The sequence below is a fragment of the Hymenobacter nivis genome (assembly GCF_006439025.1).
In the GTDB taxonomy this organism is placed as follows: Bacteria; Bacteroidota; Bacteroidia; order Cytophagales; family Hymenobacteraceae; genus Hymenobacter; species Hymenobacter nivis_A.
Window position 1 is genome coordinate 1,068,031 of record NZ_RCYZ01000001.1, and the last position, 25,329, is coordinate 1,093,359.

Consider the following 25,329-nt stretch of genomic DNA (forward strand, 5'->3'; position numbering starts at 1 on the left):
CGCAGGGTACCTTTCACTGCGCTGCATGAAAAATTTATCCTTTTTGCTGGTCTGGCTGCTGCCCAGCGGCGGGGCCTGGGCGTGCGCTTGGTGCCGGCCGCGGGTGCAAGCCGGCATCCACAACGCGGCCTACTCGGCCAACTTGGCGCTGGTGCTGCTGCCAGTGGCCGTGCTGCTGGCGCTGGGCGTGGGCTTGTTTTACTGGGACCGGCTCCGGCCCCGCTTTGCTCCGGGCCGTGCAGCCGCTTAGAGCCCCCGCGCGGCACCGCACGCCGCTGGTGGCGGCCGGCATTCTGCTCGGCGCGGGCCTGGGCGGCTTCGTGGATGGCATTGTGCTGCACCAGATTCTGCAATGGCACAACATGCTGTCGGGCCAGCTGCCGCCCGACACGCTGGTGCGCGCCAAGGTGAATATGTACTGGGACGGCCTCTTCCACGCGGCGGTGTGGGTGCTGACGGCGGTGGGGCTGCGCCTGCTGTGGAGCGCCACCGGCCGGGCCGACGTGCCGCACTCGGGCCCCACGCTGGCGGGCGGGCTGCTGCTGGGCTGGGGCCTGTTCAACGTGGTGGAGGGCGTCATCGACCACGAGCTGCTGGGCCTGCACCACGTGTACGAGTACACGCCCAACCACTTGCCGGCCGATTTGGCTTTTCTGGGGTTTGGGGTGCTGCTGCTAGCGGGCGGCTGGGGCCTGGTGCAGGCGGGGCGGCAGTAGCGCGAGCGGCACCCGGCGCGCGAGGCAACCGCTCGGCTGGGGCCCCACGCGCGAGCCCGCGGCGTTTGGGCTAGTTCAGGCCCACTTTGCCTTTCATGGACTCGAACAGCTTGGGCGAATCAAAGCCGACGCCGTGCTTGAACACGATTTCCATTTGGCGGAGCTGGCGAATATTCTGCTCGGGGTCGCCGTTCACCAGCACTAAGTCGGCCTGCTTGCCGGCTTCGATGGTACCAATGTCCTGGTCGCGGCCCAGGTAGCGGGCCCCGTTTAGGGTGCAGATTTTGATGGCTTGCAGCGGCGTGAAACCGCCCTCGACGAGCAGCTCAATTTCGCGTCGGTTGGCGTAGCCCGCAATGGTGCGGCCGGCGCCGGTGGGGTCGGTGCCGGCCACGAGCAGGCCCCCGGCGTCATAGAATTGCTTTTCCCAGGCTTGCTCCTTCTTGAACAGGGCCACGCTGGCCGAGTCCTTGCCCTGGTTTTGCTGCCAGGTAGCATTTTCGCGCTCTTGCAGTTGCGGAATTAGGGCGTCGAGGCCGCCGCCCAGCACCACTTCGCGGCCGGTGTAGGGCTCAAACACGGGCAGCGTGGAGGTGAGGGCCACGTTTTTGCCGATGAGGAACTTGATGAGGTCCGCCATGGCGGGGCTGTTCACGGGCAGGCGCTGCAGGGCCAGGCGGGCGGCGGGGTAGTCGGCCACGTCAGGCGCTTTGTTGGCCACAAAATCCGAGCTGGCCATGAAGCCGTGCTCCAGGTTGTCGATGCCAATTTCCGCCGCCTCGCGGTACGTCAGGGCGCAGAGGTGGCCGGTTATTTTGAGGTGGCGCGGGTGGGCCTCGCGCACCACGGCGGCCAGGTCGACGCGGGTGGCGTGCATGTACATTTTGAACGACGTGCAGCCCCGGTCGGCCCAAAACTTGGTGGCCGTGGCGGCTTCCTCGGGGCCCTTCACCGTGTTCAGGGCCGGAATGTCCATGCCGGGCTCTTCCATGTAGGGGGCCGTCACGTCCATGTCGGGCCCGATGAACTTGCCCTCGCCGATGAGGCGCTGGATGGCCAGGTCGGTCTGGGGCTCGATGCTGCCGGCCGTGCGGATGGTGGTGGCCCCGCCCGCCAGGTACAGCCGCGGAAACGAGTACGGCATCTGGGCAATGTTGAAAAAGCCGCCCGCCGGCATGGTGTAGTACAGGTGCTCGTGCAGCATCACCAGGCCAGGAATCAGCGTTTTGCCAGTGCAACTGATGGTTTGGGCCCCGGCGGGCACCTTCACTTTTTTGCTGGGGCCCACCTGCGCAATGCGGCCGTCGCGCAGCAGCACGGTTTGGTGGAGCAGCGCCGGCCGCCCGGTGCCGTCAATCACCTTGGCGTCGGTGAGGGCCACCACCGGTGCGTTCACTTTGATGAACGCCTGCACGGCCGGCGTGAACGTGGGCGGGGCCTGCGCCCGGCTGGCGGCCGCCGGGGCCCCGCCGAGCAGGGCCCCCAGTAACAAGCGAAAAAGCTGCGTCGTTTTCATGGTTGCCGGAGGGAATATTGCCGTAATACCCGGCTAAGGTCGGGGTGCAAACGACTCTGATGATAGTACCCACCGCGCATTTGTTCGCTTCTCCCCCATGGCTACCTACCACATCGGCTGCTCGGGCTACCACTACCGGCACTGGCGCGGCGCGTTCTACCCCGAAAAGCTGCCCATGCGGCGCTGGTTCGAGTACTACAGCCAGCAGTTCCGCACCCTGGAGCTGAACGTGACGTTTTACCGCTTCCCGCAGCTGTCGTTTCTGGAGAACTGGTACGCGCAGGCCCCGGCCGGCTTCCAGTTTGCGGTGAAGGTGCCGCAGCTAATTACCCACTACAAGCAGTTCCACGGCGTGGGGCAGTTGCTGGGCGACTTCTACGACACCACCGGCCGGGGCCTGCTCGACAAGCTGGGGCCCGTGCTGTTCCAGCTGCCGCCGCGCTTGGCCTACGACCCCGAGCGCCTGGCGCGCATCCTCGACTGCCTCGACCCGGCGTTTATGAACGTGCTCGAATTCCGGCACCCCAGCTGGTGGCGCGGCGAGGTGTACGAGGCCTTGCGGCAGCGCCGCGTAGCATTCAGCGGCCAAAGCCACCCGCTGCTGCCCGACGTCGTGGTGGCCACCGCACCCACGCTCTACTACCGCTTCCACGGCGTGCCGCACCTCTACGCCTCGCCCTACGACGCGCCATTTTTGCAGCGCGTGGCCGCGGAAGTAGCCGCCGCGCCGGGCGTGGAGCAGGCGTATTTGTACTTCAACAACGACATCGGCGCCTCAGCCATCGGCAACGCCCACCAGCTGCTGGCCTTGGTTGATCCAAACCAGTAGCAGGCGCCCTGACCCAGGCGTTTCAGGCCGGGGCCCATAAAAACGCCGCCCTTCAATTTACGCCCAGCACTGGATTACTGGGGCCCCGGGGCACCGCACATTTTCCAGCCAGGGGCCCCAGGCGAGCACGCCCTGAACGCAAAAAGGCCCCCGAACCTAGCGTAGGTTCGGGGGCCCTAAGTTGGCAGCGGGCCTTAGCGCCGGCGGCTGGCGGGAGCGAAAGCCGTGGCCTTGGGAGCCGCCGCGGCGGCCACGCGCCACACTTTGTTGCCGGCGTCGTCGGTCACGAGCAGGGCCCCGTCGGCCAGGGTTACCACACCCACAGGGCGACCGTAGGCTTTGTCGGAGTCGCCGCCGACAAGGAAGCCGGTCAGGAAATCCTCGGGCTTGCCAGCCGGCTTACCGTCTTTGAACGGCACAAACGCCACTTTGTAGCCCGAGTAAGCGGCGCGGTTCCAAGAGCCGTGCTCACCCACGAAAGCGCCGTTGCGGTACTTGGCGGGAAAGGCTTTCTGGTCATAAAACGTGAGGCCCAAGGCCGCCACGTGGGGGCCCATCGGCACGTCGGGCACCAAGGCTTTTTGCACCAGCTCGGGGTGCTCGCCTTTGCGGCGGGGGTCCACGTTCTGGCCGAAGTACGAGTAGGGCCAGCCGTAGAAGCCGCCTTCCTTCACGCTCGTGATGTAGTCGGGCACCAGCTCGTCGCCCAGCTCGTCGCGCTCGTTCACGGCGGCCCACAGCGTGCTCGTGCCGGGGTAGTAAGCCAAGCCGATGGGGTTGCGCAGGCCACTGGCGAAGATTTTCTCGCCCGAGCCGTCGGGGTTAATTTCCAGGATGTTGGCCCGACGTACCTCGTTCTCGGGGCCGTGCTCTTGCACATTTGAGCCCGAGCCCACGGTCACGAAAATCGTTTTGCCGTCCTTGCTGGCCAGCAAGTTGCGAGTCCAGTGGTTGTTGTAGCCGCCCTCGGGCAGGCTCAGGATTTTCTGGCCCGCGCCGCTGATTTTGGTGGCGCCGGGCTGGTACGCGTAGCGCAGCACGCCGTTGGTATTGGCCACGTAGAACGAGTTGCCCATCACCAGCATGCCGAAGGGCTGGTTGAGGCCGCTCAAGAATACGGTGCGCACATCGGGCTTGCCGTCGTGGTCGGTGTCGCGCAGCAGCGTGATGCGGTTGGCGCTGGTGGCTTGCAACGAGCGCGACTTGTCGAGGTGCAGCGCGGCGGCAATTTCCTTTTTGGTGCCTTTGGGCAGCGTGGTGGCCTCGGCCACGAGCACGTCGCCGTTGGGGGCCACGTAGGCCCAGCGCGGGCTTTGCAGGCCCCCGGCAAACTCCGTCACGGTAAAGCCAGCCGGCGCAGTGGGCGTTTTGCCCGCGGGCCAGTCAATCACATCCACCCGCTTGCTTGTCGATTTAGTGGCGTAAGGGGCAGGCAAGTGCACCGCTTCTTCAGCGGGCGTGGTCACGGTTTGGGCGGGCGTGGTGGCGGCGGCCTCTTGCTTTTCCTGGGTGCTGGGCCCGCTGTTGCAGGCCGCCAGCAAACCAAGGCCAGCCAATGGCAGGACGTTTTTAATATGCATGGGTGCGGAAAATACGGTGGTTGGTAGGGCCCCCGAACGCGCCAAAGCGCAAGTTGGGGCCCTGTGTTTTACATCGTTTCTTCACGATTAGTTGCCCCAGGGGCCCCAAATAAAAACGGCCCGCTCTGCAGCGGGCCGTTTTGTCAACGTCGTCAAGCGGGTGAAATACCTACTTGCGCGAGGCCTTTTTGGTGCGGGTTTTCTTGCGGGCCGGAGCGGCGCCGTCGGGAGCCGTTTTGCCCTCCGCTTGCAGCTGGGCGATGGTCGGGGCCGGGCCGTACTTGGCTTCGGCCGGGTTGGTTTCGCCCGTCAGGTAGGGGTCAAATTCTACGCGGCGGTTTTTGGCGCGGCCGGCAGCAGTTTTGCTCGTGTCGAGCGGCTTGGTTTTGCCGTAGCCGCGGGCTTCCATGCGTTCGGCGGGCACGCCCTTCTTCAGCAGGTAGTCGCGGGCCGCAGCGGCGCGGTCGTACGAGAGGCGCAGGTTGTAGCCTTCGCTGCCCTTGCTATCGGTGTGGCCGGCCAAGCTGAGGCTGTAGTCGGGGAACTCGGTCAGGGTTTGGGCAATCTGGTCGAGTCGCTCGTTCGATACCGGCAGCAGGCGAGCCCGGTTGTACTCGAACTGGATGAACTTGGTCGCCTTCTGCTCGTCCGACATTTCGGGGCAGCCGTTAGCGTTCACCTTCGTACCAGCCGGGGTGTTGGGGCACTTGTCCTTGTCGTCCGATACGCCGTCGCCGTCCGAATCAACGGGGCAGCCGTTTTCGTCCACTTTAGCGCCAGCCGGGGTGCCGGGGCACTTGTCTTTGTCGTCCGATACGCCGTCGCCATCCGTGTCAAGCGGGCAGCCAGTGGCATCCACTTTAGTGCCGGCGGGGGTGTTGGGGCACTTGTCGTCGCCGTCGGCCACGCCATCGCCGTCCGCATCGGGGCAACCCTGCAGAGCGGCCAAGCCTTTCACGTCGGGGCACTTGTCTTGGTAGTCAGCCACGCCGTCGCCGTCCGTATCGATGGGGCAGCCCGTGGGGTCCACTTTCACGCCGGCCGGTGTGTCGGGGCACTTGTCTTTTCGGTCGGGCACGCCGTCGGCGTCGGTGTCCTTAGCTTTTCCCAAGGCCAGCGTTAGGCCCACCGAGTGCACCAAGAAGTCATCGTAGCGATTGTCCGTAGCGCTGTACACGTTGTCCGTGCGCTCGGTCAGCGGGTAGTGGTAGGCCGTTTGCACGTCGAGTGCCAAGGCTGGCGACAAGCGGAAACGCAGCAGGGCCCCACCCATGAAATCGGGCCGGCCAATGGCATTGTCGAAGTTATTCGTGCCGTTGTTGCCAACGCTGTGGGCCAGATACATGCCCACCCCACCGAAAATAGCCGGCTGAATGAACGCGTCCTCCTTAAGAATTTTGCCGTTGTTGAGCTTCAGCTTAAGCGCTAGGTCCGCAAACCCCGACTTTACAGAAAATTTACTATTCTGGGCAGCGGCCTGGATGTTATTAGAGAAGCGATAGAGCTGGTAGTTGCCCATCAAGCTCACGTCGAACGACGGCGAGAGGTAGCGCGTGATGGCGGCCCCGCCGCCAAAGCGCAGGCCATCGCGGCCCAGGTTCCACCAGTCGTTGCCAAGCTCACCGCGGTATTGCAGCACGCTGACGTTGCCGCTGATGGCAGTTTTGTGGTCGGCCGATTGCGCTTGCGCGCTAAACGAGGCCCCCAGCGATACCGCAGTAAGTACGGCACCAGACGCTAGAGCCCGGGGAGAGAAGAGATTTAATTTCATACGGTAGAAAGAAAGGGTAATAGTTCCTTAATAAGGCTAAGGCGATATACTTTCCTGACCGCAAAAAGTTGTCTTTAAAACCAAGCGTACGGCCGGGGCCCCCATGAGGACCCCGGCCGTACGCTTGGTTTTTAGCAATTTACATCCGTCCGTAGTTCAGCCCCAGAATCAGCACAATGCCAATAACCATGAGGATAAGGTAGGTTTCGACGGCGCCAGTTTGCACGTAGCGCAGCAGGAAGCCGCCGCCCTGCACCGCCCGCCCAAAGCCGTTAGTGATGGGGTTGATAACGCCGTTTTCCACGAACTTGAACAGGCCGCGCGACAGGGCCATGGTGGGCTTCACAAACAGGGCATCGTAGAGCTCGTCGATGTAATACTTGTGGTACACCAGGTTTTCGGGGGCCGAGCGCGGGGCGTCGTCGGCCACCGGGCGCTGGGCGCGGGCCACGTACATCACGTAGGCCAGGCCAATGCCAAGCACACCGGCCGCTACCGACAAGCCAATGAGCATCAGCTCCGTGCCGTGGTCGGGCTCGAGGGCGAAGGCGGCGGGGTTGAGACGCTGCGAGTAGGTGAAGAGCGGGGCCAGGAAATCGGCCAGGTAGTGCTTGCCCAGCACCATGGGGGCCCCCATGAAGCCGCCCACGGCCGCCAAAATGGCCAGTACGACGAGCGGCAGGGTCATGCTTGCCGGCGACTCGTGCAGGTGGTGCTTCTGCTTTTCGGTGCCGCGGAACTCGCCGAAGAAGGCCAGGAACAGCAGGCGGAACATGTAAAACGCCGTGAGGAACGAGGTGAACAGGCCCACGGCCCACATCAGCTTGTTGTGCTCGTAGACGTGGCTTAGGATTTCATCCTTGGAGAAAAAGCCCGAAAACGGCGGGATGCCCGAAATGGCCAGGCAGCCGATGAGGAAAGTTAAGAACGTGATGGGAAGGGCTTTGCGCAGGCCACCCATGCGGCGCAGGTCCTGCTCGTCGCTCATGGCGTGGATGACCGAACCGGCCCCGAGGAACATCAGGGCCTTAAAAAAGGCGTGAGTGAGCACGTGGAACAGCGACGACGAGTAGCCCATGACGCCCAGCGCCAGGAACATGTAGCCCAGCTGCGACACCGTGGAGTAGGCCAGCACTTTCTTGATGTCGTTCTGAGCCAGGCCAATGGTAGCGGCGAAGAAGGCCGTGGCCAGCCCGACAATGCCCACCACCTCCAGCGTTTGGGGCGCCAGGGTAAACAACACGTTGGCCCGCAGCACCATGTAGATGCCAGCCGTGACCATGGTGGCGGCGTGGATAAGGGCCGATACCGGCGTGGGGCCCGCCATGGCGTCGGGCAGCCAGGTGTAGAGCGGCAGCTGGGCCGACTTGCCCATGGCGCCCACGAACAGCAGCAGCGTGATGGCCGTGCAAATGCCCACGGTGTAGGGCCCAAACTGCATCAGCGAGGCCTTATGGAACACTTCGCCGTACTGCACCGAGTTGAAGGTGAGGTAGATGAGAAAGATGCCCAGCAAGAAGCCCAGGTCGCCGATGCGGTTGATGATGAAGGCTTTCTTGGCGGCGTTGTTGTAGTTGGTGTTGGTGTTCCAGAAGCCGATGAGCAGGTACGAGCAGAGGCCCACGCCTTCCCAGCCGATGAAGAGGATGACAAAGTTGGAGCCCAGCACCAGCACCAACATGCTGAACACGAACAGATTGAGAAAGCTAAAGAACTTGCCCACGTTTTCGTCGTGCGCCATGTAGCCGATGCTGTACACGTGGATGAGAAAGCCCACGCCCGTCACGAGCAGCAACATAATAAGGCTAAGCTGGTCGATTTGGTAGCCGAACGGGATTTGCAGCGATGCCACCGATATCCAGTCGAACAGCTCGACGGTGTAGGCGCGGTGCACCGCGGTGCCGGGCAGCGCCCAGCCCGCCACCGGGTGCAGGAAGCTCCAAAACAGGAACGCGGAAATCAGAAAAGAGCCCAGCACGGTGGCGCTGCCGATGAGCCCGGCCACGGCGGCCGGCAAGCGCTTGTTCAGCAAGCCGTTCAGCAGAAAACCCAGGAAGGGCAGCAGCGGGATGAGGACGTAGAGCAGGGTGGCGTGCGGGGCGTTGGGGCCGGGGATAACGGTTTCCATAAAGGGGACTTGGTAGGGCAGTGGGGAAAATAGTGCGGGGCCCTGCTATACAAGCAGCGCCGCCGGGTGCACCGTTTTTACCACTTGAGCCGGCTCAGCAGGTTGACGTCGGTGGTTTGGAAGTTGCGGTAGATCATGACGATGATGCCCAGGCCCACGGCCACTTCGGCGGCCGCCACGGCCATGATGAAGAACACGAACACCTGCCCGTTGGGGTCGGAGCGGTAGGCCGAGAAGGCCGTCAGCAAAATGTTCACCGCATTCAGCATCAGCTCGATGCACATGAAGATGATGATGGCGTTGCGCCGCGTGAGCACGCCCACCACGCCAATGGAAAACAGGGCCGTGGCGAAAAAAACGTAGTACTGCAGCGGAACGGTGCGGATGACTTCGGGAATGGTGGCTTCCATGCGGGGCGGAACGGGCGGAGAATTGGCCCGGGTTTGGGCCGTATTTTGGGCAGGCAAAGGTATCCTGAAAAAGCAAACCGCCCGCCGGTTAAAGTATTAGGGCCGGGGCCCCGTCTGCTTGCCCACCATGGAAAACCTGGCTTTTTCGCTCCCCACTCCCATCCTCCCGATGACGGCCTCGCAACAAGACCGGCAAATTGCCGACGCCGTGCGCCAGCAGCGGCCCCGGCTGCTGCAGTTCATCCGCCGCCGCATTCCCGACGAGGCGGAGGCGGAAGATTTATTACAAGACGTGTTTGCCGAGTTGGTGGAAAGCTACCGCCTGCTCAAACCCGTGGAGCAGGCGGCCGCCTGGCTCTTCCGGGTGGCCCGCAACCGCATCATCGACCTGTACCGCCGGCAGCGACCGGTGTCGCTCGAAACGGCCTTTGGGGCCGCCGAGGCCGACCCCGACGGCGAGGGCCTGCTGCTGGCCGACCTGCTGCCCGCCCCCGACGACTCGCCCGAAAACCGCCTGCTGCGCGAAACCCTGATGGAGGCCCTGGCCGATGCCCTGGCCGAGCTGCCGGTGGCCCAGCGCGAAGTGTTTGTGTGGCACGAACTGGAAGACAAGAGCTTCAAGGACATGGAAGCCGAAACCGGCGTGCCCCTCAAAACCTTGATTTCGCGCAAGCACTACGCCGTGCTGCACCTGCGCAAGCGCCTCCAGAAGCTCTATACCGAGCTGTTCACGGACTAGCCGGGGCCCCCGGGGCCCTCCTGATTTTTGCTTACTCAACTTAATTATACTCCCTATTATGGACCGTAAATTTTTGCTGCTGCGCGGCCTCAAATTCGTTGTCTTTGCCAGCCTGTTCGTCACGGCCGTGCTGTTCCTCACCCAGTACTTGTGGAACTGGCTGGTGCCGGTGCTCTTCCACGGGCCCCTCATTACCCTTGGCCAAACCTTCGGATTGCTGCTGCTCAGCCGCTTGCTGTTTGGCAACTGGGGCGGGCGCCGCGGCAGCTGGGCCCAAAAGCGTCGCGCCTGGCAACAGCGCATGGCCGGCCGCATGGAAAACCTCAGCCCCGAAGCCCGCGAGAAATTCCGCCAGCAAATGCAGGCCAAGTGCGGCGGCATGGGCTGGATGCGCCGGCCCGAAGCCGCCGCTGCCGCCCCGGCCCAGCAGCCCGCGTAGGCCCCCCGGGCGGTACCGCCCCAGCGGGGCAGCCCATCGGTGGCAATACCCGCGGCACCCGCAGCCAAAAGCCCCAGTGGGGCGGCCCACACCCCGGGCCGCCCCACTGGGGCTTTGTCGTTCAGCTACGTACGCTTTCTTGCCGCTGGGGCTGAGGTAAGCAGCTTACAGCTTGAGGTCCTTGCGGTTGTCGTCGAGCTGGCGGTCTATTACCATATTAAAGGGGTCGATGGCGACGCTGGCGGGCTTTCTGTTCACCGTGAAGCTGAGCTTGTTATCACCGGCTTTTAAGTGGCGCTTGAGCAGCAGCAGGGGGGGCTGGGGCTTGCCGTTCTTGTCGGGGGCGGGCAGGATGGCCAGGGGCAGCGCATCGCGCGACTGGTCGGCGGGGCGCTGGTTGCCCAGGCTATCGGCGTAGAACTTGGCCGATTTCACCGTGAAATCGATCTGGTAGCGGCCGTTGGGCAGCTTTTTGGCGGTGGCGGCCGTCACGCGGTTGTCAAACAGGGTGATGCGCTCGAACTGGTCGGTGAGGTAGGGCTGGAGCGAGTCGGGGGCGGCGCGGCGCAGGTAGCCGACGAACTCCGTGGAATTGGTGTACGGAGGGCCCTGGAAGGCCACGGCGGCCACGTATTTTTTGAGGCCCCCGTTCAGCACGCCCTCGCCCATGGCATCCTGCAGACCGTACATCACCACCGAGCCCTTGGCGTAGTGGATGTACTGCTGGTTTTCGACCAGGGCCAGCGGCACTTCCTTCTTTTTCTCGAAGGCCCGGCCGCTGAGGTAGCGGTTCATATCGAACTTGAGGAAGCGCTGCATGGCGGTGGGGCCCCGCTGCTGCCGCAGCACCATGAGGGCCGAATACTCGGCCATGGCCTCGGCCATGAGGGTGCTGCCCTGCACGTTGCCACCGATGACCTGGTGGGCCCACCACTGGTGCGCCACCTCGTGGGCCGTCACGTAGTAGGGGTAGTTCAGGTCTTCGGGGTCTTCGTCGTTCACCTTGGCAATGAAGCCGATAGCCTCGGAAAAGGGCACCGTATTGGCGAAGCTCTGGGCGAAGGACTGGTAGCGCGGGAACTCGAGGATGCGCAGCTGCCGGTGCTGGTAGGGCGAGAAGCTGCGCGAGCAGTACGCCAGGGCATCGCGGGCCCCCGCGGCCATGCGCTGGAGGTTGTACTCGTGGCCCGGCTGGTAGTAGATGGTGATGGGAATGGTACGGCCACCCACGGAGTCAACCCACTGGCTCTTATACTGTTTGTAGCGGGCCGAGAGGAAGGTGTAGAAGTTGAGCATGGGCCGATCCATCACGTAGGTGAAGTAGCGGCGGCCGTCCTGCACCCACTCTTTCTGGAGGTAGCCGGGGGCCATGGCGGTCTGGTCGGCCTCGGTGCTGACGGTGGTGCGGAAGCGAATCCAGTCGGCATCGGAGCTGATGTAAGTGTTCTGGCGGGCCTTGAGGTCGTTGACGGGGGCCATGCGGGGCTTGGGCTTCAGGCCGTAGTTGCGGCGGTCCTGGTCGCCGCTCAGCTCGGCGTTTTCGCGGTAGCCCAGGCCGGGCAGGTAGCCGCTGCTAACGAAGGTGCCGTTGTGCACGATGTCGGTATTCGAGTCCGAATTGGGGAAGCCGCGCTCCTGGTAGCGGAGGTCCAGGCCGAGGCTGAGCGAGTCGCCGGGGGCCAGCGGCTGGGCGAGGCGGTAGAGGCGCAGGCCGTAGGTGGTGTCGTTCAGGGCGAGGGCGGCCTGGCCGGGCTGGCCCAGGGTGAGGGCCAGCACGCGCGGGTTTTGCTCCACCGGAATGTTCACGATGACGGTATCGAGGGCCCTGGCGTGCTTGTTCACCAGCGTGAACCGGCCCCGGAACCGCACGGCGCGGGTGCTGGGGAAAATCTCAGTATTAAGGTCCACGGCCGTGATGCGGGGCTGGGCCACGTCCTTGAGGCGGCGGTAGCGCTTCTCGTAGGCCACCTGGCGCTTTTCGCCCTCTTTCGGCGTGCGGTACTTGTTCAGCACGTTGGTGTTGTAGAAGATGTAGCCGCCCGCGCCCAGGCTGATGGCCAGGCCCAGCGCCAGCGCGGCGCTGCTGCCGGCGCTCCAGCGGCGGCGGGCTTCCGGCAGGCGGCCGCGGGTGTCGGTGCCGCGCACCCAGAGCAGGTTGGCCAGCAGCACCAGCAGCAGGGCCACGCCCAGCCACAGCAGCTTGGTCCACCAGAAGGCGGGCAGGAAGTGCCCGTAGCCGTTCATGTCGGAATAGGGCCCCGGCGAGGCGCCGCCGCCGTAGCCCAGCAGCCGGTGCGAAAAGCCGATTTGGGTGCGAAACAGGTTGGCCACGTAGTAGAGCACCATCACGAAGAAGCCCAGGTACTTGTTGTTCAGCACCACCTGCGTTACCATGCCCAGCACGCACCACAGCAGCAGGTAGGGCAATTCGTACAAAAACAGGGCCTGCACGTACTGGCCGATTTCGTAGTGGAAATAGCCTTTAAAGGTCTGAATCAGCAGGCCGCAGGCCATTACCACCACCAGCAGCACCACCTGCACCAGGCTCAGCGCGGCCAGCTTGCTCAGGAAGGGCACCCAGCTGGGCACGGGCACGGCATCGGTGATTTGGGCCACGCCGGCCTGCCGCTCGCGCCAGACCAGCTCGCCGCTGTAGAAAATGATGATGGCCAGAAAGAAGAAGAAAAACGAGCCGCTGATGGCCGAAATCACCTCATAAGTGACCGGGTAAGTGGCCGTGTCGAAGGTTTTGCCCACCTGCGCGGCCGTGGCCAGCAGCAAAATCACGCCCGAGCCCGCAATGGCCACGAAGTAGCGGCTGCGCACGATGCCCCAGAACTCCAGCCGGGTGAGGCTCCACCACTGGCGCAGGCTCATGGCGCCCGAAAACACCTGCGCCACCCGGGGCAGCGCCAGCCGCAGCCCTTCGCCGCTGGCAACAGGGCCCCCGGGGGCCCCGGCGGCGGCGCGGGTTTTCTTCGCTACCCGCTCCGAAGTGAAGGCCGAGAACCGGAACCGGGCGTAGCACAGGCCCAGCAGCACCAGCCCGGCGGCCAGCCACACGCCCCGGTTCAGCAGCACGTAGCTGGAGAGCGGCAGCACCAGCGTGTTTTTATCGGCCGAAGTCCAGTAGCGGGTGGTGAGGTCGATGGCCGAAAGGCCAAAGGCATCGAGGGCCGCCACCAGGTGCTCGTTCTTGAGGTCTTGCAGGTACGAGGAGGCAATGAGGTACACCACCAGCAGCAGTACCGAGCCGATGTAGGTGCTCAGGATATTGCGCGAGAGCGTGGCCCCGGTGAAGAAAATGGCGCCCGAAAAGAACAGGTTGGGCAGCACCAGCACCAGGTAGGGCCACGCGTAGGTGCCGGCCGGGGCGCTGGCCAGAAACCGGTCGGCCTCCACCCAGGGCATGACGCCGGCCGCCGCCGCCCCCAGCCCAATGCCGCTGAACACCAGCACCGCAATGAGGTAGGAGCCCAAAAACCGCCCCGCCAGGTAGCCAAACTTGCTGATGGCCGTGGTGTAAAACAGCGCGTGCGTGCGGTACTCAAAGTCGCGGTACACGGGGTTGCCCATCAGCGAGGACGCGATGATGACCCCAAAAACGCTCAGCACGGCGGTGACGATGGTGAGCGAAAACGGGGCGTTGATTTTCACCGTCTGCCCGTCGCCGCCGATGGAAATATTCACGCCCGTGCCGAAACCCCCGCCCGCCGCCGTCACCAGCAAAAAGGCCATCAGAAACAACAGAACAAAGTAAATCCAGGTAGCGGGCCGCTTGAGGCGGTATTTCAGCTCAAAAAGGAATATGGGAAGGAACATAAGCGGATAATTGAAAGGCAGGAAAGGAGGAGAAGTAAGTTGCCGTAGGGTGCGGGGCTTGCCCCCGCCCGTCGTTGCCCAAACACGCTGGATGCGGCGCGGACGACGGGCGGGGGCAAGCCCCGCACCCTACCCTTTAGACTGCCTCGCGCTTGGCCCGCGCCTCGTACTGCTGGATTTCTGAAAAATACACGTCCTCCAAATCCGGCGTCACGGCCTCGAAGCCGGCGTCCGGGGCCCCATCGGCTAGCACGTGCACCACGGTTTTGCCCGCAAACAGGCGCGAGCTGATGACCTGCTGGCGGGCTTGCAGCGCGGGCAGCTCGGCCTTCTCAATGAGCTTGCGCCAGATGCGGCCCTTCAGGTTGTTCATCACCGTGAGCGGGTCGCCGGTGAGCAGCACCTCGCCCTTGTTGATGATGGCCATGTGGCGGCACAGGTCGGCCACATCGCTCACGATGTGGGTGCTGAGGATGACCACCAGGTTCTCGCCAATCTCGCTCAGCAGGTTGTGGAAGCGGTTGCGCTCGGCGGGGTCGAGGCCGGCGGTGGGCTCGTCCACGATGATGAGGCGGGGGTTGCCGAGCAGCGCCTGCGCGATGCCGAAGCGCTGCTTCATGCCGCCCGAGTAGCCGCCCACGTGCTTTTTGCGCACATCGTAGAGGTTGGTTTGGTGCAGCAGGGCCCCCACCATTTCCTTGCGCTCCTTGCCGTTGGCAATGCCCTTGAGGGTGGCGAAGTGGTCGAGCAAATCCTCGGCGCTCACGCTCGGGTACACGCCAAACTCCTGGGGCAGGTAGCCCAGCACGCGGCGCACGGCCTCCTTGTCGCGCAGCACGTCGATGCCATCGAGCACGATGCTGCCCGTGTCGGCGTCTTGCAGCGTGGCAATGGTGCGCATCAGGCTGCTTTTGCCCGCGCCGTTGGGCCCCAGCAGGCCAAACATGCCGTTGGGAATGGCCAGGCTCACGTTTTTGAGCGCCTGCGTGCCGTTGGGGTACGTTTTGGAAAGGTTGGTGATGGTGAGGGACATGGGCAGAAAAAAGAGAAAGGTGGTTTGGGAAAGAGAACCGGGGCAATGCTGGCGCGGGGCGGGCGTGTACTACTGATGCAAAAAACCGGCGAGTGGTTGCCCGGCGCCGGGCGAGCCGCCGGCCCGGAGCGGCGGCTCCGCTGGCCCGGCGGCCCAGCGCACGGTATCGGCCAGCCACTCGGCGTAGAGGTGGGCGCTGCCCTGGTCGACGCTGCGGGGCAGGGCCCGCAAGGCGGCTTGCGCAAAGGCCAGGGCCGGCGCGGGCTCACCGGCCAGGCGGGCCAGGGCAGCTTCGACGCGGGCCAGCACATCGGCCGTGACCAGCACGCTGGGCTGCGCCCGCGCCCGGAAGGCACGGGCCGTGGGCAAATCGTACTCGTAGGCGGCGGCGAAAAACGCCGATTCCAGCCAGCCGCTGGCCTGGAGGCCCACCGGCTGCCGGAGCAGCTGCGTGCGGTAGGCGGCCAGGTGCTGGCCGGCTTGCGCAATTTGCTGGGCGTCGAGGGCCCCCAGGTAGCGGTAGTAGTGGGCGTAGGCCTGCATGGGCAGCTCGGGGGGCAAGGCGGCCGCGGCCGCGAGGGGGCCCTGCGGCAAGTGGCGGGGCCGGGTGCCGGCCGTGCTGTGGGCCATCACCGTGAGCAGGGCCAAGTCGAGCTGGCCGGCCGCGTCGCCCCGCCACAGGTGCAGCAGCCGGCTGCCGTCGCTGTAAAAGCCACCCACGTGCACGGGTATGAGCGTCAGCAGCGTCAGCAGCGCCGAAATGCTGCCGCTCGCGGCCAGCGACGCGGCCAGCACCTGCCCCACAGCCGAGGCAGGAATGGGCAGCAGGGCGTAGGTGCCCAGCGCCGTGGCCGCCCACGCCGCACTGCCCAGCGGCCCGCCCGCCGCAAAGGCCATAAACCGCCGGCGCAGGTCGCCCGCGGGCGGGGGCAGGCACAGGGCCATGCCGCCGGCCAGGTTCAGGTTGGTGTTCCAGGCAAGGCGCAGGCGGCCCGCTTCGCGCTTCCACAGCAGGGGCCCTACCGCCAGCCAGCAAAACCGGAAGCCCTGCCACTGCCCCGCCAGCACGTGGCCCAGCTCGTGCAGCAACACGGCCAGCAGCCAGGCCACCGGCAGCAGCGCCAGCAGGCCGGCCGCCTGCCCCCGGCCCCAGGCCGCGTGGTGCGGCAGCCGCAAGCCGTACTTGGCGCCCAGGGTCCCCAGGGCCGCGCCGAGAGCCGCATACAGCACAAGAAACAGGAGTTTACGCAGGTTTTTCATGGTTTTGCAAGGGGCGGCGGGGCGGCGGTAGCCCAGGGCCCGAGCGCCCTGCCCGCGCCGGTAGCGCAGGCCACGGGCAGGCCACGGGCAGGCCACGGGCAGGCAAACTGGCTGCACCAGTAAATGAACGACCCATGAATCGGCAGCGCAAGCATTGCATTACACCTGGCCTATATCAGAGTATACTATTCCAGTTTGGCCGCGCCGCAGGTCAGAAGCGTGCGTTGGCCGGGCGTTTCGATGCGCCGGCCGAAATGCCGCCCGGGGGCCCCCGGGGGTGGATAGTTTTGAATTATTCAAGCAAAAAGTTAACCCCGCCGCTATCCCCCATCCTGTCTTATGAAACGATATTACTACTCCTGCTTATTCTTATTAGGGGCCCTGGCGGCGGGTAGTGGCTCGGCCCAGGCCCAGGCCCGGCAGCCCCGCACCAAGCTACTGGCAGCCAACGTATCGCACGCGGCCCCGGCGGCGTTCCCCGTGGCCGCGGCGCCCGCCCCGGCCGCCCCGGCCGCCCCGGCCGCCCCCGCGCCAGTGATGCTGGCCGGCCGCGTCGAAACGCTGGCCGGGGCCCTGGCCGGGGCCGTGGTGCGCCTGCCGCGCCTCGACCAATCGTGCGTGACCGATGCGCAGGGCAACTTCAGCTTCACGGTGCCCGCCGGCACGGGCCCCGAGGCGGCGGTGGCCTCCTACGCCGGCTTTGCCGACGTGGCGGCCGCCCTGCAGCCCGGCGCCACGCTAGCCGTGGTGCAGCTGCTCACGCCGGTCAATATTTCGCTCACCAAGCAGCAGCAGCTCAAGGCCTACCTCAAAACCGCCCGCCACGAGGTGCGGCACGACCTGCGCCAAATCAAGTAGGGCCCCTGAGAATTAAAAACTAAAAATGGAGAATTAAAAATCTGGCCGTCAGATTTTTAATTCTCCATTTTTAGTTTTTAATTCTTTTCCCTAGCCGCCCTGCTTGCTGCCGCCGCCCTTGGTGTCGTCGTTGTTGATGCTCTTGCGCTGCTTGCCCTGCTGCTCCTGCCCGAAGCGGTAGGCGAGGCTCAGGCGGAAAGACCGCTGGTAGGCGTAGAAGGTGGAGCGCTGGTCGAAGGCGGGCGTGCTGAGGGTGGAGCGGTAAGGCCAGCGCCCATTGAAGGGGCTGGCGATGTTGAGCGCCACGTCGGCCTTTTTATTCCAGAAGGTTTTTTTGCCCCCGAAGGAATAATACAGGTTGGCCGGGCCGTAGCCCTGGATGTCGATGGTGCGCAGCGAGCCGTAGGCGAAGGCCTGGACGGTGTATTCTTTGGGCAGCCGGTACGAGGTATTGAGGTTGAGACTGGCCGTGAAGCCCCGCTGGTCGGCTTGCAGCGAGGGCGAGCGGCGCACCACGTACTGCACGTCGGGGCCCAGGCTCAGGTCCCACTTGGGGTTGGGCTTGAGGGAGGCGAACACGTTGAACTGGTAGAACGTGTTGGCCGCCACGTTGCGGTAAGTGGTTTCCACCACGCCCAGCGTATCGCTGAGCAAGTTCACGCTCTCAATGGCGTTGCCGGTGTGGCGCACCGACAGCGCCGCGTTGAGGGTGGTAATTTTGACGGTGGTGTTGTAGCTCAGTTCGTAGGAATCGGTCAGCTCGGGGCTGAGAAAAGGATTGCCGAAGGACACAAACCCCGGCGCAGAAGCATCGCGGAAGGGGTTGAGGAAGTCGATGGCCGGCCGCGTGATGCGGCGGCTGTACGCGGCGCGCATGCTGCTGGCCTCGTTGAGTTTGTACTGGGCAAAGCCGTTGGGCAGCACCGTGAAGTAACTGGGGGCAAACTGCGAGTTGGTGGTGCGGAAGTCGGCGTTGACGCTGGTGCGCTCCAGGCGGCTGCCCAGGCTGGCGCTCAGCTTCTTGCCCACCCCAAACGAGTAGATGCCGTAGGCAGCCTGCACGTCCTGGCGGTAGCTGAAGTCGGTACTGCGGCGCGGGTCTTTGGCCAGCGCGGGGCCGTAGTTGGTGCGTAGTGTGTCGACGGTGGCCACCGAGCCGGTGCTCCGAAAAATGCCCTTTAGGCCCACTTCCAGCTTGCTTTGCTCGCCCAGGGGCTGCGTGTAGTCGGTTTGGAGCGTCACTTCTTGGCCGGGCGTGCGGCCCCGGCTGCGCTCGCGGTAGCTGGCCTCGGCGCTGCTCAGCAGCACGCTGGACCCCTGAAACTGATCGTAGTCGTAGCCAAACGTGCCGGTGTTGAGGGCGTACTGGCCCAGCACGCTCCACTCCTTCCGGGCCTGTGCAAAGGTGCGGGTGTAGGTGGCAGTGCCCTCCACGTTGAGGCCATTGAACACCTCGGTAGTAGCGCGACTGAACAGTTGGTTAGCCGCGGGCAATGGCGAATCGTAGCGGTTAAATAAGTCGCGGATACCCTTGCCACTGTAGTAGTTAATGGAACTGGCCAGCGTGATGCTATGGTGCTCGGCAGGGTCGTAGTCGAGGCCCACGGTACCGTAAGTCCAGCCGCCTCTGCTGTAGTTAGTACCGTTGCGGCGCAGCGTATCGGTACCAGCCGCGGAGTAGCCCAGCCGGTAAATTTCTGATGCACCAGGGCTGTACCAAGTCCCGGCGTTGGCCGACGACGTGAAGTTGATTTTGCCCTGCCGGAAGTTCAGGGCTGAGTTGAAGTTGTTGTTGCGGTTGCCGCCGCTCAGGCCCAGCCGGCCGTTGGCGCCCTGCTTGGTGCCTTTTTTAAGCACGATGTTGATGATGCCGGCCGTACCCTCGCCATCGTATTTGGCGGGCGGCGTCGTAATCACCTCCACGCTCTGGATCTGCTCAGCCGGAATGCTTTTGAGTGCCTCGGCCAGGTTGCGGGCCAGCGTGGGCGAAGGCTTGTTATTAACGAGTACCTTGAAGTTGGCCGAGCCGCGCATCGTCACGTTGCCGTCGCCGTCCACGGCCAGCAGCGGGGCTTTGCGCAGCACGTCCTGGGCGGTACCGCCGGCGTTGCTCACGTCCTGCTCGGCGTTGTATACCAGGCGGTCGGGGCGCACCTCCACCACCGGCTTCGAGCCGATGATGACGGCCTCGCCCAGCGCCTGGGCCGTGGCCCGCAGGCGCAGGGCCCCCACGTCGAGGGGGCCCGTGTCCACCACCACGGCGCGGGTGTGGGTGCCGTAGCCCACGTAGCTGGCCCGCAGCCGGAAGGGCCCCGCCGCCAGCTTGGTGAAGCTGAACTTGCCCTGGTCGTCGGCCGCCACGCCGGTAATGGGCTTCTCGTTGGGGGCCGGCGGCAGCAGCACCACCGTGGCGTAGGCCACCGGCTGGCGGCTGGCCGAATCGAGCACCGTGCCGGTGAGCGCGCCGGTGCCGGCCGCGGGGCCCTGGGCCGCCGCCGGCAAAGCAGTGGCTACCGCGAAGAGCAGGCTCAGCAGCCCGCCCGTCGCGCAACGGGTAAATTTTTTCATGCGTAGTGGGTAGAAGGAAAGGGAACCGCCAGCACAGATGCGGATAGTTCCCCGATGGTTGCCTGCTGCGGCTACCAGGGCCCCCGGCCAAACGTTACCGCGGCCGTGAAAAAAACAAGGAAATGAGGGGCCCCGGCGCGGGGGCCAGTGGGCGGGGAGCAACGTTTTCACGGTCGAAACGGGGGTTGGTGAGGACGAGGGCAAAGGTCCTCGCCCGCCCCACGGCCCGCGCCCCAGGCCATGATCTGGCCCGCCCCAACTTATAATTTGGGCCGCACCACGTCGCTGGGGGCCTGGCCCAGCAGCTTCTTAAACACGCGGTTAAACGTTGATTTTGAGTTGAATCCGCTCTCCAGCGCCACCCCTACCAGCGAGTAGTGCCCGAAGCGCGGGTCGGCCAGCTTGCGGCGCGCCTCCTGCACCCGGTAGGTGTTCACGAAGTCGTTGAAGTTCTGCCCACAGCCCGCGTTGATGACCTTGGAGAGCAAAGCCGGGTGCGTGCGCAGGCGGTGGGCCAGCTCGGCGAGGGTCAGCTCGGGCTCTAGCCAGGGCTGCTCGTCGGCCATCAGGGCCAGCAGCTTGGTGCGCCAGGGCCCCAGCTCGGGCGGTAGCGGCGCAGCGGCCGGGCGCTCGGCCAGCGCCGGGGGCCCCAGCGCCAGCGCGCCGCCACCGGGCAGCGGCGCGGCATCGGCCGGCGGGGGCAGCGCCGGGGCCCCAAAGCGGAGTGGGCTGGTGGCGGCCGCGTAATTGGCCTGGAGGCCCACCGCTACCAGCCCGTATATAAGGATGCCGCGCAGGGCGAAGAAATTCCAGGCCGCGTCGTAGTTAAAGGCAAAGACCGTGTTCAGCGCCGTGTACAGCAAGTTCAGCGTCAGGACCAGCAATTGCAACAGCAGCAGCTGCCGCAGCCCGGCGAAGCGCAGGCGCTCGGGGTCCGAGAAGTTGTCGTCGAGGTAGCGGCGGTAGCGGCGGTACTCGGCCCACATGCGCAGGCCGTAGCCCAGCAGCAGCCCGTGGCTGAGCAGCGCCAGCGGCAGGGCCAGCCCGTTGAGGGCAGTGGCCGCCGCGCCCTTAGTGCCAAAGAAATCGGGCAGCGGCCGGCCGTGCAGCCCGCGCCACCACCCCAGGTCGTAGAGGGCCGCCGCCGCAAACAGGCCCAGCTCCAGCCCCGCCGGCAGCAGGTGCACGGCCAGCGGCCGCCAGCGAAACTCCTGGTTGGTGAGGCTGCGGAAGTACAGGTAATAGCCCGCACCCAGCGCCGTACCCAAGTGCCAGGGCACGTAAAACATCACCGTCGAGTACCCATCGTGGCTGTCGTACCAGCCCGCGTAGCCCAGCATCCACTGCGCCACGCTGACGGTGGGCAGGGCAATGAGCAGCGCCAGCAGGGCGTCGGTGGGGGCCCCGCGCCTCAGGGCCCGGCCCAACAGCCACAGCGCGGCCACCGCCCCCGGCACCACAAACGGTAATAGCAACGCGCTGCGGGCACCAAACTGGAAGAGCATAGCGGTAAAAATACGCCGCCGGGGCCCCGGTTTCCAGGACCTCCCCCACCTGCTCGACACGATGAACCTCCGAAAATTCGGCGACCACAAGGGCGGCATCCCGCTGCCGCTGCTGGCCGGCGCGTTCGGCATTCCCTCGCTCAAAAACGCCCTCGATGGCTCGAAGTTAGGCCACACCTATTGGGTAAAGAAAGACCTGGCCCTCATCGTGAGGTACTGCCAGAAGGATGTCGAAACCACGGCCCGCGTGCTTCTGCACTCCACCCCACCAGTAAGCCCGCTGGAACGCCGTGCAGCTCACCCACTTACCCTGGGGCCCCACCCTGGCCCCCGCATACACCGCGTAGCCGGCACCTTGCCATATATAATAATAGCCTGACTAGGGCAGCCCAGCGGGCTGCCCTTTTTCATAACCATTCTCAGAGGATCAGAAAGCGGCAGCAAACGCCAGGCTTTAGTTAATACTATTTGCACATTTATTCTTTTTTATTGAAATATGATTTTATCTAATGCTTAATAAATTGTTTTTCTTATTTAAGTACAATAATATTTTCTTATTTATCTCATAAAACGAGAAATAAGTCTACAATTTAATTTTTAGTCCTATATTTGTGTATCGCAAAACAGATGGCCAGCGAGTTGCACCTAAATTATAAGTCCTTGTTTATTATTAGAATATTTATACTTTATAACTCATTACTTTATTTTAGCAATTTCCCTATTTGGTTCCACTCTCTACAAGCTTTTATATGAATTTGCGCTCCTTAGCCCTTGTGGTGGGCCTGGCAGCCGGGCTGGCTAGCCACACTGCCTCGGCCCAGGTTACGGCCCCCAGCCGGGGCGGCGAGGTGAGCCTCGTCCGCGCCACGTCCACCACCATGGAACTAAGCTTTGGCACGTATGGCACGGGCCAAGGCCGGGTGGTGGCCATCGCCGCTACCGGGGGCGAACCCTCAACGCCGCTTGCCGCCGTTGATGGCCAATTTTATACCGCTGCCCCTGCTTACGGCCAAGGGGCGGTGCTCGGCAAAGGCTATGTGGTTTATAATGGCGCGGGCCACTCCGCTACGGTTACCGGCCTGCAGCCCAATACTTATTATTATGTTACCGATGCGGAGTACAACGCGGACGGCTCCAGCATTATTTATAACACCCGCGGCAGCAGTATGGGTGCCACCACCCGCGTTGCCCCGCCCGCCCCGGCCCCACTGCCCGTTGAGCTAACGTCTTTCACCGGCGCGGTTGACGCCCGCAACATGGCTTCGCTACGTTGGAATACTGCTTCCGAGCGCAACACCGCCTACTTTGCCATCGAGCGCTCGGCCGACGGCAACACCTTTGCCGAAGCCAGCCAGGTGGCGGCGGCCGGCAACAGCACCCAGCCGCTGGCCTACCAGTGGCCCGATCCCCAGCCGCTGGCGCGCCCCATGTATTACCGCCTGCGGCAAGCCGACCGCAACGGGGAAATCCACTACAGTGCCACGGTGCTGCTCGTGCCGCACCAAGTCAAGCAGGTCGACGTGTACCCCAACCCCAGCGCGGGCCGCACGGTACAGCTGCTTATGCAAGGGTATAGCAACGAACCCGTGCTGCTACAGCTCTCCGATGCTCTTGGACGCCCGGTATTCGCCCAGCAAGTCACGCCAGCGACGGAGCACTACTTGGCCCCCCTGCCGCTGCCAACGGGCTTGGCGGCCGGCACCTACTTCCTCACACTGGCTGGCAACGGCAGCCCGGTTCAGAAACGTATTGTAGTGTCTAATTAATTATGCTTTTATCCTATTGTTAAGCTGCTACCCAACTACTAGTATTAAGCTGCTATCTACTAATTTATTAAGCTGCTATGGCGGTCTCCGCCACTATTCCCGCTATCCTACGTCTGAATAATTTATTCGCATTGGCTTAAGTGTCTTATCCTGAACCGGCCACTACCACTATTTAGCCGGATATAATTACAATTACCAAGAAGGCCTCTCCATTTGGAGGGGCCTTTTTTGGTTTGCGCAGGGGCCACAGGGGCCCTTCCCGCGAGTAGCTAAGACTTACGAATAGCTTTTGGCATCTTTTCAGTAGAAAGATGGAGGCAAACCAGCCAGCCGGTCAATGGTTTTGCACAAAATGTAGATTAGCAATATTTTATTGTATTTAAATAGCCGCACGGTGACCTTATCCGTATATTTGCCCGTCAATTTCCACATATAATTTATTGGCATCATGCAAAAACTTTTAAACACGCAGCAATCCGCTTCTTATCTGCTATTGCGAAGGTTATTCACCGGCAGCAAAGCCACATTATTGGCACTGGTTGCCCTCGTCCTATTCATTGGCTCTGCTAGCCAAGCCAACGCCCAAAACAGCGGCTTCTACAAGAACTTCGAGGTTTTTAACGGTACTTACTACTACACCCTCAGCAATGGCGGCGGCAGTGCCCCAGCCTTTCCAAACAACAACAGCTTTCCCGGCACCTATGCTCAAGGCAGCCAATTGCTGCTTGACGCTGAAGCTAATACCTTTGAGAACAGCGGCAAAAATGTGCAAAAAGCTCAGTTCTCTTACCGAGTTTACCCAAAGGATGCTGCCAACAAAGGCAATTTCATAACGCTTCCGCTGACGCTTGCCGAGGCAGTAGAAAGCCCTCAGTTTCCTGGTTCATTCAACAAGAAATGGATCAACAGCAATACTAAGCCTGATCTGCTGGCCTTTACGAGCGGAAAGGGCACTTATACATTGGAGCTATATTTTGATGGTAACGTCAACGACGGTACCAAGATTTTTGACAGCAACAACGGTAACAACTACAAAGCTGACTTCGAAGTAACCGGCAATGCTCCTGCGCAGTGGACTGGTAATGCCGGACAAGACTGGTTCAATGCGGCTAACTGGTCGCCTCAGACTGTACCTGATGCTAATACGGATGTTACCATCCCTGCTGGCACGTCCAACATTCCTAAGATATTTAACGGCAAGCTTGGCCCAGCTCAGGTTCGGTCCTTGCGCATCGGCACTAATGGTACCCCGGGTGCCCGGGCGCTTATCCTGGCCGGCACCGACCAAAGCGACCCTGTAAACGGACAATCAAAAGGGGAGCTGCGGGTATACGGCAACTTCTTCGCCCTCACGGGTGGCTTCAGCCAAGAGCCTAACTCAACCTTCGTTTTGGCTGGTGGCGACCAGGAGTTTGACGGCGCCACGTTCATCGACGTTCGTATCGAAGGCGGCGGAACAAAGTCGCTTACGAACCGCATGGATATCAAGGGCGTTTTGACTTTCGTCAACGGCGTACTCAAAACGCCGACGCTGGATCCTAGCAACAATAGCGTTGATCTGATTTATGACCCGAACAACATCGGTACTGGCAACCAGATTGTTGGCGAGACGGCAACAAGCTATGTACAAGGTTTCCTGCGTAGCCTGAACCGCACTATTGTGCAGAATGCTGCTAACACGTTTAACAACATTGGTGTTGTGCTGACGCCCAATGGCGGCTCCCCAGGCGTTGTGTCCGTCACTCGCCTCACGGGCTTTACCTATAAAGGTGTAGGTACGAGCCAGAGCATCCAGCGCAGCTTTACGTTCTCGGCCACTGGCATATCCGGTACCCCTAGCTTCTCGCTTGGCTTCCGCTACTTGGATAATGAGCTGAACGGGATTACCGAAAGCAACCTCGTGCTATTCCGGGCACAAAATGGCTTTGTTCCCTTCCGTCCTTTGGCCAAAACCACCATCGACGCAGCCAACAATCTTTTGGTTCGCTCCAATATTGAAGGTGTTACGAATGATGGAGTTAACACTCTACTCGGTGTGTTCACCCTGGGCGACGCGACGAACCCGCTGCCGGTGACCTTGACCAGCTTCGCCGCCGTGGCCCAGGGCCCCGACGCGCTGCTGAGCTGGACCACGGCCCAGGAGCTCAACAACGCCGGCTTCGAGGTGCAGGTCTCCACCGACGGCACCGCCTTCGCCAAGCTCGGCTTCGTGGCCGCCGCCTCCCCCAACAGCTCCGAGGCCCGCGCCTACCAGTTCCGCGACGCGACGGCCGGCAAGCAGGGCACCCGCTTCTACCGCCTGCGCCAGCTCGACACCGACGGCAAGGAGAGCTTCTTCGCCCCGCAGTCGCTGGCCTTCGGCGGGGCCCTGGCCGCCTCGGCCCAGGCC

18 protein-coding genes and 1 pseudogene are annotated in these 25,329 nt (G+C 63.3%); 9 read left to right on the plus strand and 10 right to left on the minus strand.

Annotation, left to right across the window (positions count from 1 at the left end; translation table 11 throughout):
* Nucleotides 1-25: 25 nt before the first annotated feature.
* Nucleotides 26-250: a hypothetical protein gene (locus EAH73_RS04320; RefSeq protein ID WP_140465235.1), complete on the plus strand. Its 225-nt coding sequence runs from the start codon at nucleotides 26-28 to the stop codon at nucleotides 248-250.
* Nucleotides 237-716 carry a DUF2243 domain-containing protein gene (locus EAH73_RS04325; protein WP_140465236.1) on the plus strand — a complete coding sequence of 160 codons (480 nt, stop codon included), beginning with the start codon at nucleotides 237-239 and terminating at the stop codon, nucleotides 714-716. The genes EAH73_RS04320 and EAH73_RS04325 overlap by 14 nt, the downstream gene beginning before the upstream one ends.
* Before the next feature lie 70 nt (nucleotides 717-786).
* Here EAH73_RS04325 and EAH73_RS04330 read toward each other — a convergent pair whose 3' ends face one another.
* Nucleotides 787-2,232, minus strand: coding sequence for an amidohydrolase family protein (locus tag EAH73_RS04330; RefSeq protein ID WP_140465237.1), 1,446 nt, complete (start codon nucleotides 2,230-2,232; stop codon nucleotides 787-789).
* 97 nt (nucleotides 2,233-2,329) lie between these two features.
* On the opposite strand from EAH73_RS04330, the gene EAH73_RS04335 reads away from it, so the two are divergent.
* Nucleotides 2,330-3,061: a DUF72 domain-containing protein gene (locus EAH73_RS04335; protein ID WP_140465238.1), complete on the plus strand. Its 732-nt coding sequence runs from the start codon at nucleotides 2,330-2,332 to the stop codon at nucleotides 3,059-3,061.
* 194 nt (nucleotides 3,062-3,255) lie between these two features.
* Here the strand turns inward: EAH73_RS04335 and EAH73_RS04340 are convergent, their stop codons facing one another.
* The 4 genes from EAH73_RS04340 to nuoK form a co-directional block, all read right to left on the minus strand.
* Entirely contained in the window at nucleotides 3,256-4,641 is a 1,386-nt protein-coding gene (locus EAH73_RS04340) for a PQQ-dependent sugar dehydrogenase (RefSeq protein ID WP_140465239.1), read from the minus strand.
* Nucleotides 4,642-4,810: 169 nt separating this feature from the next.
* Nucleotides 4,811-6,412 carry an OmpA family protein gene (locus tag EAH73_RS23960; protein WP_140465240.1) on the minus strand — a complete coding sequence of 534 codons (1,602 nt, stop codon included), beginning with the start codon at nucleotides 6,410-6,412 and terminating at the stop codon, nucleotides 4,811-4,813.
* Between the two features lie 139 nt (nucleotides 6,413-6,551).
* Entirely contained in the window at nucleotides 6,552-8,540 is a 1,989-nt protein-coding gene (gene nuoL, locus EAH73_RS04350) for an NADH-quinone oxidoreductase subunit L (protein WP_140465241.1), read from the minus strand.
* Between the two features lie 77 nt (nucleotides 8,541-8,617).
* On the minus strand, nucleotides 8,618-8,950 hold the full coding sequence (nuoK, locus tag EAH73_RS04355; protein ID WP_140465242.1) for an NADH-quinone oxidoreductase subunit NuoK: 333 nt from the start codon (nucleotides 8,948-8,950) through the stop codon (nucleotides 8,618-8,620).
* Between the two features lie 127 nt (nucleotides 8,951-9,077).
* Here nuoK and EAH73_RS04360 point away from each other — a divergent pair, with 127 nt between their 5' ends.
* Nucleotides 9,078-9,689, plus strand: coding sequence for an RNA polymerase sigma factor (locus tag EAH73_RS04360; protein ID WP_140465243.1), 612 nt, complete (start codon nucleotides 9,078-9,080; stop codon nucleotides 9,687-9,689).
* 58 nt (nucleotides 9,690-9,747) lie between these two features.
* A complete protein-coding gene (locus EAH73_RS04365; protein WP_140465244.1) occupies nucleotides 9,748-10,128 on the plus strand; it encodes a hypothetical protein in 381 nt (126 codons plus the stop codon).
* Nucleotides 10,129-10,293: 165 nt separating this feature from the next.
* Here the strand turns inward: EAH73_RS04365 and EAH73_RS04370 are convergent, their stop codons facing one another.
* The 3 genes from EAH73_RS04370 to EAH73_RS04380 all read right to left on the minus strand — a co-directional run bounded on the left by EAH73_RS04370 (nucleotide 10,294) and on the right by EAH73_RS04380 (nucleotide 16,243).
* A complete protein-coding gene (locus EAH73_RS04370; protein ID WP_140465245.1) occupies nucleotides 10,294-13,950 on the minus strand; it encodes a M1 family aminopeptidase in 3,657 nt (1,218 codons plus the stop codon).
* Between the two features lie 136 nt (nucleotides 13,951-14,086).
* Nucleotides 14,087-14,983, minus strand: a complete 897-nt coding sequence (locus EAH73_RS04375) for an ABC transporter ATP-binding protein (RefSeq protein WP_140465246.1) — start codon at nucleotides 14,981-14,983, stop codon at nucleotides 14,087-14,089.
* A gap of 69 nt (nucleotides 14,984-15,052) precedes the next feature.
* On the minus strand, nucleotides 15,053-16,243 hold the full coding sequence (locus tag EAH73_RS04380; RefSeq protein ID WP_140465247.1) for a M50 family metallopeptidase: 1,191 nt from the start codon (nucleotides 16,241-16,243) through the stop codon (nucleotides 15,053-15,055).
* Nucleotides 16,244-16,582: 339 nt separating this feature from the next.
* Between EAH73_RS04380 and EAH73_RS23350 the strand changes: the two genes are divergently transcribed.
* Nucleotides 16,583-17,101 carry a hypothetical protein gene (locus tag EAH73_RS23350; RefSeq protein WP_193560177.1) on the plus strand — a complete coding sequence of 173 codons (519 nt, stop codon included), beginning with the start codon at nucleotides 16,583-16,585 and terminating at the stop codon, nucleotides 17,099-17,101.
* 90 nt (nucleotides 17,102-17,191) lie between these two features.
* Here EAH73_RS23350 and EAH73_RS04390 read toward each other — a convergent pair whose 3' ends face one another.
* Together EAH73_RS04390 and EAH73_RS04395 are read right to left on the minus strand one after the other, a co-directional pair.
* The gene (locus EAH73_RS04390) at nucleotides 17,192-19,669 is read right to left on the minus strand and encodes an outer membrane beta-barrel family protein (RefSeq protein ID WP_140465248.1); all 2,478 of its coding nucleotides are present in this window, start codon (nucleotides 19,667-19,669) and stop codon (nucleotides 17,192-17,194) included.
* 260 nt (nucleotides 19,670-19,929) lie between these two features.
* Nucleotides 19,930-21,174 carry a helix-turn-helix transcriptional regulator gene (locus tag EAH73_RS04395; RefSeq protein WP_140465249.1) on the minus strand — a complete coding sequence of 415 codons (1,245 nt, stop codon included), beginning with the start codon at nucleotides 21,172-21,174 and terminating at the stop codon, nucleotides 19,930-19,932.
* Between the two features lie 61 nt (nucleotides 21,175-21,235).
* Here EAH73_RS04395 and EAH73_RS04400 point away from each other — a divergent pair, with 61 nt between their 5' ends.
* From EAH73_RS04400 to EAH73_RS04410, 3 genes and pseudogenes are all read left to right on the plus strand, one after another.
* Nucleotides 21,236-21,553: a hypothetical protein gene (locus EAH73_RS04400; protein WP_140465250.1), complete on the plus strand. Its 318-nt coding sequence runs from the start codon at nucleotides 21,236-21,238 to the stop codon at nucleotides 21,551-21,553.
* A 370-nt stretch (nucleotides 21,554-21,923) separates the two neighbouring features.
* Entirely contained in the window at nucleotides 21,924-22,940 is a 1,017-nt protein-coding gene (locus EAH73_RS04405; protein WP_140465251.1) for a T9SS type A sorting domain-containing protein, read from the plus strand.
* Nucleotides 22,941-23,388: 448 nt separating this feature from the next.
* A pseudogene (locus tag EAH73_RS04410) lies at nucleotides 23,389-25,329 on the plus strand (hypothetical protein); the annotation flags it as partial.

Bases quoted from the DNA above. Each gene is read 5' to 3' on its own strand.
- EAH73_RS04320 (WP_140465235.1), top strand. From the start codon at position 26: ATGAAAAATTTATCCTTTTTGCTGGTCTGGCTGCTGCCCAGCGGCGGG.
- EAH73_RS04330 (WP_140465237.1), bottom strand. From the start codon at position 2,232: ATGAAAACGACGCAGCTTTTTCGCTTGTTACTGGGGGCCCTGCTCGGC.
- EAH73_RS04335 (WP_140465238.1), top strand. From the start codon at position 2,330: ATGGCTACCTACCACATCGGCTGCTCGGGCTACCACTACCGGCACTGG.
- EAH73_RS04340 (WP_140465239.1), bottom strand. From the start codon at position 4,641: ATGCATATTAAAAACGTCCTGCCATTGGCTGGCCTTGGTTTGCTGGCG.
- EAH73_RS23960 (WP_140465240.1), bottom strand. From the start codon at position 6,412: ATGAAATTAAATCTCTTCTCTCCCCGGGCTCTAGCGTCTGGTGCCGTA.
- nuoL (WP_140465241.1), bottom strand. From the start codon at position 8,540: ATGGAAACCGTTATCCCCGGCCCCAACGCCCCGCACGCCACCCTGCTC.
- nuoK (WP_140465242.1), bottom strand. From the start codon at position 8,950: ATGGAAGCCACCATTCCCGAAGTCATCCGCACCGTTCCGCTGCAGTAC.
- EAH73_RS04360 (WP_140465243.1), top strand. From the start codon at position 9,078: ATGGAAAACCTGGCTTTTTCGCTCCCCACTCCCATCCTCCCGATGACG.
- EAH73_RS04365 (WP_140465244.1), top strand. From the start codon at position 9,748: ATGGACCGTAAATTTTTGCTGCTGCGCGGCCTCAAATTCGTTGTCTTT.
- EAH73_RS04370 (WP_140465245.1), bottom strand. From the start codon at position 13,950: ATGTTCCTTCCCATATTCCTTTTTGAGCTGAAATACCGCCTCAAGCGG.
- EAH73_RS04375 (WP_140465246.1), bottom strand. From the start codon at position 14,983: ATGTCCCTCACCATCACCAACCTTTCCAAAACGTACCCCAACGGCACG.
- EAH73_RS04380 (WP_140465247.1), bottom strand. From the start codon at position 16,243: ATGAAAAACCTGCGTAAACTCCTGTTTCTTGTGCTGTATGCGGCTCTC.
- EAH73_RS23350 (WP_193560177.1), top strand. From the start codon at position 16,583: ATGAAACGATATTACTACTCCTGCTTATTCTTATTAGGGGCCCTGGCG.
- EAH73_RS04390 (WP_140465248.1), bottom strand. From the start codon at position 19,669: ATGAAAAAATTTACCCGTTGCGCGACGGGCGGGCTGCTGAGCCTGCTC.
- EAH73_RS04395 (WP_140465249.1), bottom strand. From the start codon at position 21,174: ATGCTCTTCCAGTTTGGTGCCCGCAGCGCGTTGCTATTACCGTTTGTG.
- EAH73_RS04400 (WP_140465250.1), top strand. From the start codon at position 21,236: ATGAACCTCCGAAAATTCGGCGACCACAAGGGCGGCATCCCGCTGCCG.
- EAH73_RS04405 (WP_140465251.1), top strand. From the start codon at position 21,924: ATGAATTTGCGCTCCTTAGCCCTTGTGGTGGGCCTGGCAGCCGGGCTG.